This is a genomic window from Acinetobacter sp. SFB (assembly GCF_001647545.1).
Classification (GTDB): domain Bacteria; phylum Pseudomonadota; class Gammaproteobacteria; order Pseudomonadales; family Moraxellaceae; genus Acinetobacter.
The window spans coordinates 311245-324092 of sequence record NZ_LSZH01000012.1 but is presented as its reverse complement, the minus strand read 5'-3'; the positions used below and the strand labels follow the sequence as shown (position 1 = coordinate 324092).

Annotated in this window: 11 protein-coding genes; 2 read left to right on the top strand and 9 right to left on the bottom strand. The window is 43.7% G+C overall.

Annotated elements, in window-relative coordinates:
- Positions 1 to 79: 79 nt before the first annotated feature.
- From AY606_RS08825 to AY606_RS08795, 7 genes are all read right to left on the bottom strand, one after another.
- Positions 80 to 709 carry a CoA transferase subunit B gene (locus AY606_RS08825; RefSeq protein ID WP_067867197.1) on the bottom strand — a complete coding sequence of 210 codons (630 nt, stop codon included), beginning with the start codon at positions 707 to 709 and terminating at the stop codon, positions 80 to 82.
- Positions 710 to 1417: a CoA transferase subunit A gene (locus AY606_RS08820; RefSeq protein WP_067867195.1), complete on the bottom strand. Its 708-nt coding sequence runs from the start codon at positions 1415 to 1417 to the stop codon at positions 710 to 712.
- 102 nt (positions 1418 to 1519) lie between these two features.
- Positions 1520 to 2422: a hydroxymethylglutaryl-CoA lyase gene (locus tag AY606_RS08815; protein ID WP_067867193.1), complete on the bottom strand. Its 903-nt coding sequence runs from the start codon at positions 2420 to 2422 to the stop codon at positions 1520 to 1522.
- Complete coding sequence (locus AY606_RS08810) at positions 2419 to 4413, bottom strand: acetyl/propionyl/methylcrotonyl-CoA carboxylase subunit alpha (RefSeq protein ID WP_067867191.1); 1995 nt, start codon at positions 4411 to 4413, stop codon at positions 2419 to 2421. The genes AY606_RS08815 and AY606_RS08810 overlap by 4 nt, the downstream gene beginning before the upstream one ends.
- A gap of 13 nt (positions 4414 to 4426) precedes the next feature.
- Positions 4427 to 5227, bottom strand: coding sequence for an enoyl-CoA hydratase/isomerase family protein (locus AY606_RS08805; protein ID WP_067867189.1), 801 nt, complete (start codon positions 5225 to 5227; stop codon positions 4427 to 4429).
- A 13-nt stretch (positions 5228 to 5240) separates the two neighbouring features.
- A complete protein-coding gene (locus AY606_RS08800; protein ID WP_067867187.1) occupies positions 5241 to 6842 on the bottom strand; it encodes a carboxyl transferase domain-containing protein in 1602 nt (533 codons plus the stop codon).
- 41 nt (positions 6843 to 6883) lie between these two features.
- Positions 6884 to 8056: an isovaleryl-CoA dehydrogenase gene (locus AY606_RS08795; protein ID WP_067867432.1), complete on the bottom strand. Its 1173-nt coding sequence runs from the start codon at positions 8054 to 8056 to the stop codon at positions 6884 to 6886.
- A gap of 146 nt (positions 8057 to 8202) precedes the next feature.
- Here AY606_RS08795 and AY606_RS08790 point away from each other — a divergent pair, with 146 nt between their 5' ends.
- Positions 8203 to 8829 (top strand): TetR/AcrR family transcriptional regulator, encoded by a 627-nt coding sequence (locus AY606_RS08790; protein WP_067867185.1) that lies wholly within the window; start codon positions 8203 to 8205, stop codon positions 8827 to 8829.
- A gap of 100 nt (positions 8830 to 8929) precedes the next feature.
- Positions 8930 to 10621 (top strand): AMP-binding protein, encoded by a 1692-nt coding sequence (locus AY606_RS08785; RefSeq protein WP_067867182.1) that lies wholly within the window; start codon positions 8930 to 8932, stop codon positions 10619 to 10621.
- A 213-nt stretch (positions 10622 to 10834) separates the two neighbouring features.
- Here the strand turns inward: AY606_RS08785 and AY606_RS08780 are convergent, their stop codons facing one another.
- A complete protein-coding gene (locus AY606_RS08780) occupies positions 10835 to 11272 on the bottom strand; it encodes a DUF2147 domain-containing protein (protein WP_416224582.1) in 438 nt (145 codons plus the stop codon).
- A 626-nt stretch (positions 11273 to 11898) separates the two neighbouring features.
- Positions 11899 to 12848 (bottom strand): electron transfer flavoprotein-ubiquinone oxidoreductase (locus AY606_RS08775; RefSeq protein WP_171255380.1); only part of this gene is annotated, 950 nt, incomplete at its 5' end.

Genomic DNA, 12848 nt, shown 5'->3' with positions numbered 1-12848 from the left:
ATGCCAGAAATAATTACCCCTTAAAACTTTGATCAGCTTTAAGGGGAGAGTGAGAATAGAAGATCACAGCAACACAGCATTATTGAAGCAGTGGGACACCGGTGACTTTTTGAATATCGTCAAAGCTGACCTCTTTTGCCAGTTCAACCAGTTTGACCCCGTCAGCGGTAATATCCAGTACACCCAAGTCACTGATAATCCGGTGTACCACGCCTTTACCGGTCAGTGGCAGGGCACATTGCTGCACAATTTTTGGCGTGCCATCTTTGGCGCAGTGTTCCATCAACACCACTACTTTTTGTACACCTGCGACTAGATCCATGGCACCGCCCATACCTTTGACTTTTTTACCCGGAATCATCCAGTTGGCCAAATCACCCGTTTGGGAAACTTCCATGGCACCTAAAATGGCAATGTTGACATGACCGCCACGAATCATGGCAAAAGAGTCCGCGCTGGAAAAAAACGCCGCACCTTTACGCGCAGTGACGGTTTGTTTGCCGGCATTGATCAGGTCGGCATCTACCGTTGCTTCAGTTGGAAATTCACCAATACCAAGTAGGCCATTTTCCGACTGTAACCAGACATCCATATTTTCAGGAATATAGTTTGCGACCAGTGTCGGCAAGCCGATGCCTAAATTAACGTAGAAACCATCTTCCAGTTCCAAAGCGGCACGCTGTGCCATTTCATTGCGCGTCCAAGCCATTTATACCGCCTCCGCTTTTAATGTCATTTGTTCGATGCGTTTTTCAGGATTACGATTTAAAACAATCCGATTAATATAAATGCCGGGAAGATGAATTTCATCGGGATCCAAATCACCAATTTCTACAATTTCTTCCACTTCAGCAATGCTGATTTTACCGGCCATGGCACAGACCGGATTAAAGTTTTGTGCAGTTTTACGGAAAATTAAATTACCGGCTTTATCTGCTTTATAGGCTTTTACCAAGGCAATATCGGCAGTTAAGGAATTTTCCATGATAAATTCTTTGCCATCGAATTCACGAACTTCTTTGCCTTCGGCAATTAAGGTGCCGACACCGGTTTGAGTAAAAAAGGCCGGAATACCGGCACCCCCAGCACGAAGTTTTTCAGCCAGTGTGCCTTGCGGAGTCAGTTCGACTTCCAGTTCGCCGTTCAAATATTGACGTTCAAATTCCTTGTTTTCACCGACATAAGATGAAATCATTTTTTTAATCTGTTTGGTCTCTAACAAAAGCCCCAAACCAAAACCATCTACACCGGCATTGTTGGAAATACAGGTCAGTTGTTTGGCACCGGTGTCTTTAAGCGCTGCAATTAAAGCTTCCGGGATACCACATAAACCAAAACCACCGACCGCCAAGGTTTGACCGTCTTTGACAATATCTTGTAATGCCGCTTGTGCACTTTCATAAACCTTATTTGGCATTTGATCCCTCTTTTTTATTCATGGTCAGGCCGTGTATGACCGAACTTTAATTTTTTATAAACGTCCTGCATGATTTTTGGCGATGAGAAAATCATGCAGCGTTTAAGCACAGTTGTTTTGCCAATAGGCATGGGCATAATTCGATGGATTGTTGCGCGTTAACACCTGACTGATGTTTCGGCTGGCCTGCATTAAGGCATCCAGATTAATCCCGGTCTCAAAGCCCATCTTGGACAACAAATAGTACAAGTCTTCCGTGGCCACATTACCCGAAGCACCTTTGGCATAGGGGCAACCACCTAAACCGGCAATCGAAGAATCAAAAACCCGAATGCCTTGAGTAAGCGATTGATAAATATTGGCAATCGCCATACCGTAAGTATTATGAAAATGTCCGGCTAAAACCTGGCTGTCCAATTCGGCCAAACAAACCTCCCATACTTTTTTAATCCGATCCGGAGTCGCAGTACCAATGGTTTCACCCAAAGACACTTCATAGCAGCCCATATCCAATAGTCGCTTGCTGACTTTGACCACTTGCTGAGGATCAATGGCCCCTTCATAAGGACAATCGACCATACAGGAGACATAACCACGCACTTTAATATCATTGGCTTTGGCTGCGGCCATGACATCGGCAAATTTTTCAAAGCTTTCATCAATGGAACAGTTGATGTTCTTGCGGGTGAAACTTTCAGAAGCTGCGGTAAATACCGCAACCTCTTTACAACCAACCGCTAAAGCCGACTCAAAACCTTTTAAATTCGGAGTGAGCAAACTGAACTGAATATTGTGATCCTGTGGTAACTGGTTAAACAGCACATCACTGTCTGCCATTTGTGGCACCCACTTTGCCGAAACACAAGAACCCACTTCAATCGACTTTAAGCCTGTTTGCATCAAGTCAAGAATAAAGTCTTTGCGTTGCTCAAGCGTCAAAGGGATCTTTTCATTTTGTAGACCGTCGCGCGGACCGACTTCTACAATTTTGACAAAGTCATTCATGCAACTTCCCCCGCCAGTGCTTGAAATTCCACCAGTTCATCACCGGCTTTGACCTGGTCACCGGCTTGGAAATACGAAGCTGCAATGATGCCGTCATATGGTGCGCGAATTGAATATTCCATTTTCATGGCTTCAAGGGTCATTAGCACATCGTCTTTTTTTACCTGATCATTGGCGGCAACCAGAACTTGGGTAATCACGCCCGGCATGGGTGCTTTTAGATTGCCTTCAGTACTTTGTGCATCCTCAGAACTAAATTTCTGATTCAAATAACTGAACTTGTGGCTTTGACCATTTTTGAAAATGGTGAGGCCATGTGCATTTTGGCTAAACGCAATTTTGTCCTGTTTGCCATTAATATTGAAATGTGCGCTATTGCTATTTAAAAGCTGCCCGGAAATATGGAATTTTTCACCTTGATATTCAGCAACAAAACCTTGTTTTTCAGCGCTTAAATTGACTTGGATAAGGGTCTCGTCTAACTTTAATTTAATCGCATAACTTGGGCTGATATTGACGCGCCATAGTGTTTCACTTTGCCAGACCGGATTGCTTGCCGGTTTATTCTTGCTAAAGCGGAGCAATAGCTCAGTCAATGCTGCTGCAACCACCAAATCAGGTTGTAATGATGGAATATTCTTAAACAGGAATTCATCTTCACGCTGAATCAGGTTGGTATCCAATTCGGCATTTTTAAATGAATTACAGCGAATAATACGGTCCAAGAAGGCAATATTGTTGCCCAAACCATCGACGTGGAACTGACCCAAGGCATGGTGCATTTGCAATAAAGCGGCTTCACGATTTTCGCCCCAGACGATCAGTTTGGCAATCATTGGATCATAATAGCTGCTGATTTCATCGCCTTGAACAATACCGCTGTCGACACGGACATGCTGATTTTGTTCAGGGTAGTGTAGATAGCTGATTTGCCCAATCGCAGGAATAAAGCCTTTTTCCGGTTCTTCGGCATAAACACGGGCTTCAATGGCATGACCGTGAATCTTTAACTGATCTTGCTGTTTTGGTAGTGGCTCACCAAAAGCAACACGCAATTGCCATTCCACCAGATCAACCCCGGTAATCATTTCAGTGACCGGATGTTCAACCTGTAGACGGGTATTCATTTCCATGAAATATGCGGTGCCGTCTTGCTCGACAATAAATTCGACCGTTCCTGCACCGACATAATCGACCGCACGTGCGGCATCAATGGCGGCTTGGCGCATGGCATCAAGTTTGTCTTGCGAAACCAATGGCGCTGGGGCTTCCTCTAACACTTTTTGATGACGGCGTTGTACTGAACAATCGCGTTCAAACAAATGCACGTAGTTACCGTGTGAGTCACCAAAGACTTGTACTTCAATATGACGCGGATTAATCACATAACGTTCAATCAAGACTTCGTCATTACCAAAGCTGGATTTGGCCTCGCTTTTACAAGATGCCAGTGAACCCAGAAAATCTTCACTGCGTTCAACCAGACGCATGCCTTTACCACCGCCACCGGCACTGGCTTTAATCAGTACCGGATAACCAATTGCATCGGCCTGTTGCTTTAAAAATTCAGCCTCTTGATTGCTGCCATGATAGCCCGGGGTCAGCGGAACACCGGCTTTTTCCATCAGGGTTTTCGATGTTGCTTTTAAACCCATAGCCAAAATAGCGGCTACCGGTGGACCAATGAAGATAATGTTGTTGGCTTGGCAGGCTTCGGCAAACTGGTCATTTTCAGACAAGAAACCATAACCCGGATGAATGGCTTGAGCACCGGTCTTTACCGCAGCCTGAATAATGCGCTCTATCTGTAAATAACTTTGTGCAGCAGGGGATTCGCCAATATAAATCGCTTCATCGGCCAGTTTGACATGTTGCGATTGGGCATCGGCATCTGAATAGACCGCCACCGTTGCGATCCCGAGTTTTTTTGCGCTACGAATCACACGGCAGGCGATTTCACCACGGTTTGCAATTAAGATTTTTTCAAACATTGTATGATCCTTATTATTGTTGTGCTGTAGAGATAATCCAGGAAGGACTTTGCTTATCCAAAAAAGCACTCAAGCCATTCTTCGCCTCTGATCCTTGGCGTACATGAGCAATATGCTGGGCGGTCTGCAGCAATAATTCTTCGGTTAATACCTGTTGGTCGACCATTTGAATCAGTTGTTTCGATGATGCTTGTGCTTGAGGGCCACCCAAAAGCAAGGCTTGAACCATTTCGTCAATCTTGCTATCCAGTTCTTCTACCGTTGTAACCTCATGAACCAGACCGATTTTTTGCGCTTGCTCGGCGGTAATCCGTTCTGCAGTTAAGAAGTAGCGCGAAGCCTGACGGGCACCAATGGCACGAATCACATAGGGGCTAATGGTCGATGGCGCTAAACCTAAACGAACTTCAGACGTGGCAAACTTGGCATCCATGCTGGCAATACAAATATCACAGGCTGAAGCCAGTCCCATGCCGCCACCAAACGCAATTCCATGTACACGAGCAATGGTCGGTTGTTTTAAAGTCGCCAGACTTTGCAACATTTTTGCCAGCTTTAAGGCATCGGCTTCATTTTCCGCTTGAGATGCTTGTCCGGCCTGTTTCATCCAGTTCAAGTCGGCGCCGGCAGAAAAACTTTTGCCACGTCCGCCCAAAACCACCACACGCACATCATCACGACTGTTTAATGCAGTAAAACAATGCTGTAATTCTTCAATAACGGTGGTATTAAAAGCATTGTGCAATTCAGCACGGTTAATCCAGACCGTAGCGACCTGATTCTGTTGTTCGAGTTGTAAAAATTGATAGTTCATTATTTTTTACCCCCTACATGCGGAACACGCCAAATTTGGTGGGTAAAATGGGCGCATTTAGCGCAGCTGCCAAACTTAAGCCCAAGACCTGACGCGTTTGCGCAGGATCAATCACACCATCATCCCAAAGACGCGCTGAAGCATAATAAGGATGACCTTGGCGCTCATATTGATCACGAATCGGTTGTTTAAATTGATCTTCCTGTTCGGCTGACCAGCTTTCACCTTTTTGTTCAATCTGGTCACGTTTTAAGGTAGACAATACGCTTGAAGCTTGTTCACCACCCATTACCGAAATACGCGAGTTTGGCCAAGTCCACAGAAAGCGTGGAGAATAGGCACGACCGCACATGCCATAGTTGCCGGCACCAAATGATCCGCCTATTACTAAAGTCAATTTCGGTACATTGGCATTGGCCACCGCCATCACCAGTTTGGCACCATTTTTGGCAATGCCTTCATTTTCATACTGGCGACCGACCATAAAACCGGTAATGTTCTGAATAAAGAGCAGGGGAATGTTACGCTGGATACACAGTTCAATGAAATGCGCCCCTTTTTGTGCAGATTCCGAAAACAGGATGCCGTTATTGGCAATGATGCCGACTTTCATACCGAAAAGTTCAGCAAAACCGGTAATTAGCGTGGTACCAAAACGGGCTTTAAATTCGTCAAAACGTGAACCATCGACAATACGGGCAATCACTTCTCTTACATCAAAAGGCTTACGTGCATCACTGGGCACCACGCCATAAAGTTCTTGAGCATCAAATAACGGCGCTTCAATTTCATCAGCCGTTTTATTGGGTTTTTTATTTAAATTCGCCACAATATTACGGGCTAGGGCAATCGCGTGTTCATCACTTTCAGCCAGATGATCGGCCACACCAGAAAGACGGGTATGCACATCACCACCACCTAAGTCCTCGGAACTGACCACTTCACCCGTCGCAGCCTTCACCAAAGGCGGGCCACCCAGGAAAATGGTGCCTTGATTACGCACGATAATGGTTTCATCCGACATGGCCGGGACATAAGCACCCCCTGCGGTACAGCTTCCCATTACTACGGCAATCTGCGCGATACCTTGGCTCGACATACGCGCCTGGTTATAGAAAATACGACCGAAGTGATCACGGTCCGGGAACACCTCATCCTGCATGGGTAAATATGCGCCGCCTGAATCGACCAGATAAATACATGGCAGATGATTTTGTTCGGCAATTTCTTGAGCGCGTAAATGCTTCTTTACCGTGAGCGGATAATACGTGCCGCCTTTTACCGTGGCATCATTGGCGACAATCATGCAGGTCACGCCATTCACCTGACCAATTCCGGCAATCACGCCGGCAGCCGGCACATCATCTGGATAGACTTGATAAGCCGCCAGTTGCCCAATTTCTAAAAAGGCAGTTCCAGCATCAATCAGATGATCCACCCGTTCACGCGGTAACAGTTTGCCGCGGGCCAAATGTTTTTCGCGCGCTTTTTCACCGCCGCCTAAAGCAATTTGTTGCGCTTTTTGTGTTAAGTCATCGACCAAAACCTGCATGGCAGTCTGGTTGGTTTTAAAATCTTCACTTCGAATATTAATTTTGCTTTGTAATATATTCATGTTCAAACGTCCTTGTAATTCAGTATGCGTATGATCGTGATTTAAGCTGTTTCATTAAACAGTTCACGACCAATCAGCATGCGACGGATTTCAGAAGTTCCCGCACCAATTTCATACAGTTTGGCATCACGCCATAAACGGCCTGCTGCAAATTCATTGATATAACCATTGCCGCCTAAGGTCTGAATGGTTTCACCCGCCATCCAGGTGGCTTTTTCAGCGGCATATAAAATTGCACTGGCTGCATCTTTACGTAAGCTGCGGCTATGATCAGCCTTGTCACATTCAGCGCCCACAGCATATACCAGCGCCTTACAAGCCAGCCAAGTCGAATACATATCGGCAATTTTGCCTTGCATCAACTGGAATTCACCAAGTGCCTGACCAAACTGTTTACGGTCGTGAATATAAGGAATCACCGTGTCCAGACAGGCATCCATAATGCCTAGCGGGCCAGCACTTAAAACCGCACGTTCATAATCCAAACCGCTCATTAAAACTTTGGTGCCATTGCCGACACCGCCCAGCACATTTTCTTTTGGCACTTCTACATTGTCGAAGAAAAGCGGGTAGGTGTTTGAGCCGCGCATGCCCAATTTATCTAAATGCGTGCCGTGACTGAAACCCGGCATGTTTTTTTCAACCAGAAAAGCCGTCATGCCTTTAGAACCGGCTTGCAGATCAGTTTTGGCATAGACCACCAATACGTCAGCATCGCCACCGTTGGTGATCCACATTTTTGAACCATTCAGCAGGTAATGATCACCTTGATCTTCGGCTTTGAGTTTCATGCTGACCACGTCGGAACCTGCATTGGGTTCCGACATTGCCAAAGCACCGACAAAATCGCCGGAAATCAGTTTAGGTAAATATTTTTGTTTTTGTTGTTCAGAACCATTGCGATTAATTTGATTGATACATAAGTTAGAATGAGCGCCGTAAGACAAGCCAATAGAGGCGGATGCACGGGAAATTTCCTGCATCGCAAGAATATGAGCCAAATAACCCAGGTTCGTGCCACCGTATTCCTCGCTTACAGTCAGGCCAAGCAGCCCCATATCACCAAATTTTTTCCACAGGTGAGCGGGGAATTCATTGTCTTGATCAACTTGCTGAGCAATCGGTGCAATCTCCTTTGCACAGAATGCTGCGATTGAATCTTTAAGGGCAATTAACGTTTCATCCAAACCGAAATTTAAGCTTTGTAGATTCATTTCTTCATTCATCCTGATGGTTATATTTGTTGTTCCAAAAGCATTTTTGTTGTGCTTGATTTTTACAATACAACTTTTTTTTAAAAAAGTGAATATAAATTCACAAAATGATTTACAATTCATTTTAGTTGGATGAGAATAAAATTATGAGTTATAAAAGATCATCATTGATGCAGGAACGAATGGAGCAAAACCGTCAAACGATTTTGCAGTCTGCGCGTGAACTGATTGCTCTAGGGGGCTTTAAAGATGCGCAAATACAGGCGATTGCTGATCGTGCAGGAGTATCCAGTGGTCTGGTTTATCGTTATTTCGATAACAAAAGTCAGGTGTTAATCGAAGTATTGTCAGAATCCATTCAGTATGAAGTTCAAATTTTGAACACCATTGCTGCAAGTGATCTTTCTGCAACTGAAAAATTACACAAGGCAGTGACGACTTTTGTTAAACGTGCATTGAACAGCCCCCAACTTGCGTATTCGCTGATGTTTGAACCTGTTGATCCTTTACTCGAACATGAGCGTTTTCGCAGCAAGCAACTGATTAAACAAAGCATTAATGAAATACTTGCCGAAGGTAAAATTAATGGTGAGTTTGGATTTGAAGATTTAAATACCGCAGCCTTGTGTGTGGTGGGTGCCATGACTTTTGTGGTGATTGAACCCTTGAATCCTTCTAAAAGTGTCAGGTTTGATCAGGCGTATAAAGACTATTTTGTCAAACAGATTGCCGATTTTTGTGTGAGTGGCGTTTATTTAAAGGAGGGTGAGTGATCAGTTAAACACAAAAATAAGACTGTTTGGAAAAGTCGTCTGAGTCAAAACAATTAAAGTGAAAGAATCATAATTACAAAGAATCAAGGAGAGCGATTCAATGACACAAGTACGGTTAAGTTATGCCTATGGAACAAGCAGTCAGCCTTTACTTGGGATGACCATTGGTGAAAATTTTGATCAGGCATGTCAGCAATATGCTGAACAGGATGCTGTGGTCAGCGTGCATCAAAATGTACGCTTAAGCTATAAACAGCTGCAGGATCAGGTCAATGCATTTGCTTGTAGCCTGCTTCAATTGGGCTTGGAAAAGGGCGACCGAATTGCGATTTGGTCGCCAAATTGTGTGGAGTGGACCATCACCCAGTTTGCAGCCTTTAAAGCCGGCATAATTCTGGTCAATCTGAATCCAGCCTATAAAAGTAGTGAACTTGAATATGTACTGAATAAAGTGTCCTGCAAGGCATTGGTCATTGCAGCACAATTTAAAACCAGTAATTATCAGGAAATTTTAACTAAAATTGCCCCTGAAATTACCGAATCGGTAGATAAACGACTTTCTGTAAAACGCCTGCCGCATTTAAAGCACGTGATTAAAATTGACCATGAACAGCATATCGGTATTCATCGTTTTGCTGACTTGTTGCCAGAACCGACCACTGTTCAGTTAGAGCAATTACAAGAGATTGGCGCTGATTTACAATTTGATGAAACCATTAACATTCAATTTACCTCTGGCACGACAGGTAATCCGAAAGGAACCATGCTGACGCATAATAATATTTTGAATAATGGTTATTTTGTCGGTGAAGCGATTCATCTAACCCCACAGGATCGGGTCTGCATTTCGGTGCCGTTATTCCACTGTTTTGGCATGGTAATGGGCAATTTGGCCTGTATTACCCATGGTTCAACCATGGTTTATCCATCGGCGGTTTTTAATCCGCTCGACACTTTAAAAACCATTCAGCAAGAAAAATGTACCGCAGCTTACGGCGTTCCGACCATGTTTATTGCCATGCTTGAGCATGAGCAGTTCGATGCGTTCGATCTTTCCAGCCTTCGTACCGGTATTATGGCGGGCAGCCCATGTCCGCGTGAAATTATGCAGCGCGTGATTGACCGTATGCATATGGCCGAAATCACTATCTGTTATGGTATGACTGAAACTGCACCTGTGAGTGTGCAAAGCTCGACTGCAGATTCGGTCGAACGCCGTGTCGGAACTGTTGGTCGGGTACATCCACATCTGGAAATCAAAATTGTTGATGAAAATGGCAAAGTGGTACCGCGTGGAAAACTGGGTGAACTCTGTGTACGTGGTTATTCGGTCATGCTGGGTTATTGGGAAGACAACGACAAAACTCAGGAAGTGATTGATGTTGCCAAGTGGATGCACACCGGTGATATTGCCGAAATGGATGAAGACGGCTTTGTGAAAATTAAAGGCCGAATTAAAGACGTGGTGATTCGTGGCGGCGAGAATTTATTTCCCAAAGAAATTGAAGATTTTCTGTATACCCATCCAGATGTTTCCGATGTGCAAGTGATTGGGCTACCGGATGCCAAATATGGTGAAGAGTTGTGTGCCTGTATTATTTTGCATGACGACCATCAAACCGATGAAAAGACCATTCGTGAATACTGCGCTGAACATATCTCTCACAATAAAGTACCGAGATATGTGCGCTTCTTTACCGAATTTCCAATGACGGCTTCAGGCAAAGCGCAAAAGTTCAAATTGCAGGAATTGATGCGTCAGGAACTGAATTTAGTGGAAGATATTGCTTAAGATTGATTGCTTGTTTCTCTCACAATCTGCATTCCTCCCGATAGTATGCTAAATAACGGGAGGAGCAGAAATTTGAGAAAATTAAAAATATTAAAAGTATTCAGGTTTGAATAACACCGATATTCATTGTTATGACAGTTGATTATTAGCGGTTATGCATACCAATAAAAAAGCGACTTGAATCAGTCGCTTTTTTAAATACTTCAATCAGGATTAGTTGACACGAACCCAGGTTTGGTTACGTCCTAAAGCAGAAATACCAATATATCCACGACCCGCCAAAGTTTTACCATCTTGAGATAGCTTGGCATTAAAACTATATGTTTTACCATTTTTAGGGTCGGTAATTTTTCCGTTATCATACACATTGTTTGCAGTCTTTTTCAGACCTGAGACAATCTGTATACCTTTAAGTGGTTTGTTATGGAATTTACCCGCACATTTTGTGCATTTTTCACTTTCACTCGCTTCCAGTACATCCACGATTTTTGCAGAGAGCACACCGTTAGAGGTTTCAGTAAACTGCACAACTGATAATGGTTTTTTAGTCACATCATCAATGGTTTTCCATTTAGTGCCATGTAAGGGATCGGAAGCTAGAGCTAGGCTAGAAACTAAAGATAGTCCTAATACGCTTAGAGTTGTTTTTATCATCATTAGACCTCAACTGATTTTGAGTAAGTTTTTCTTCAAAATTTATAGAAGTTGTGTAGTACAGCTACAAGACTTCTACTCGGAAAACATGCATTGAAGAACTATGTTCAGACAGGATTATGCTAAATAAAATAGTATTTATTATGGATTTTTCATATATTTGTGTTTTTAACGTATATCAAGATAAATTAATAAGTAAGTAAATACAGTCATTTGATATGATTTTATATGGATTAAGATATAATTTGTATCATCTAATATATTTATGATATCAACAAGATAGTAGTGCGAGTTCAGAAGATTTCAGCACCATATTGATAAAGCGTTTTTATAAAAATTTATTTACATGAGTTTTTATAATTGTCTTAATTTATGAGGTAAAAAATTCATCCTGAAAATTATCAGTCAGCGTCAAATAAGCAGTTTTATTGAAATGAATCACATTTAATTTTTAACTCATGTGAATAGTAAGTGAAAATATTTTTAATCTGAGCCTCCTGGGAGACTCAGATTACCTAAAAAAATAAATGAAGGCGTTATTTAAACGTCTGCATTGTGGGTAGGATAATGTTTAGGCATTTTTTTGTGAGATGCTAAACATTATCTTTCCAAACGTGACCAAATTACATATTCGGATAGTTCGGACCACCACCGCCTTCCGGCGTTACCCAAGTGATGTTCTGGGACGGATCCTTGATGTCACAGGTCTTGCAGTGCACACAGTTGGCTGCATTGATCTGAAAACGCTTGGAACCGTCGTTATTTTCCATGATTTCATAGACCCCGGCCGGGCAATAGCGCTGTGCAGGCTCATCCCATTTCGGCAGGTTCACATTCACCGGAATCGAGGCATCGGTCAGCTTCAAATGCGCTGGCTGGTTTTCTTCATGTACGGTATTGGATACAAACACCGAAGACAGACGGTCAAAGGTCAGCTTGCCATCCGGTTTTGGATAGGTCGGCTTAAAGGTTTCTGCTGCCTGGGTTTTTAGTACCGCATAGTCCAGAACCAGATCATGCAAAGTGAACGGAACTTTAAACACGTTCTGATCGATAAAGTTAAACGCACCGCCCATCCATTGACCAAATTTGTGCATCGCCGGGCCAAAGTTGCGCGAGTTATATAGCTCTTCTTTTAACCAGCTGTGGTTGAACTTGTCGGTATAAGCAGTGAGTTCTTTGACGAAGAAATCTTCGCCCTCTACAACACGGGCAACTGCCAGATCACCGCCTTTTTCCACACCAGCCGCAATCGCTTCAAACACCGCTTCACCGCAGAGCATGCCGGATTTCATCGCAGTATGTGAGCCTTTGATCTTGGCAAAGTTTAGGAAACCGGCATCATCACCAATCAAAGAGCCGCCAGGGAAAGTGAATTTCGGTAGCGAGTTAAAACCGCCTTTGGTTACTGCACGCGCACCATAAGAAATACGCTTGCCGCCTTCCAGATACTGCTTGATTAAAGGATGGGTTTTCCAGCGCTGCATTTCCATGAATGGATACATGTGCGGGTTGGTGTAGGACAGATCGACGATCATGCCCAAAGTTACCTGATTGTTGTCAGCGTGGTACA

What these genes read in the sequence shown, in the direction of transcription:
- AY606_RS08790 (WP_067867185.1), top strand. Translation starts at nt 8,203, where the DNA reads ATGAGTTATAAAAGATCATCATTGATGCAGGAACGAATGGAGCAAAAC.
- AY606_RS08825 (WP_067867197.1), bottom strand. Translation starts at nt 709, where the DNA reads ATGGCTTGGACGCGCAATGAAATGGCACAGCGTGCCGCTTTGGAACTG.
- AY606_RS08795 (WP_067867432.1), bottom strand. Translation starts at nt 8,056, where the DNA reads ATGAATCTACAAAGCTTAAATTTCGGTTTGGATGAAACGTTAATTGCC.
- AY606_RS08785 (WP_067867182.1), top strand. Translation starts at nt 8,930, where the DNA reads ATGACACAAGTACGGTTAAGTTATGCCTATGGAACAAGCAGTCAGCCT.
- AY606_RS08815 (WP_067867193.1), bottom strand. Translation starts at nt 2,422, where the DNA reads ATGAATGACTTTGTCAAAATTGTAGAAGTCGGTCCGCGCGACGGTCTA.
- AY606_RS08805 (WP_067867189.1), bottom strand. Translation starts at nt 5,227, where the DNA reads ATGAACTATCAATTTTTACAACTCGAACAACAGAATCAGGTCGCTACG.
- AY606_RS08810 (WP_067867191.1), bottom strand. Translation starts at nt 4,413, where the DNA reads ATGTTTGAAAAAATCTTAATTGCAAACCGTGGTGAAATCGCCTGCCGT.
- AY606_RS08820 (WP_067867195.1), bottom strand. Translation starts at nt 1,417, where the DNA reads ATGCCAAATAAGGTTTATGAAAGTGCACAAGCGGCATTACAAGATATT.
- AY606_RS08800 (WP_067867187.1), bottom strand. Translation starts at nt 6,842, where the DNA reads ATGAATATATTACAAAGCAAAATTAATATTCGAAGTGAAGATTTTAAA.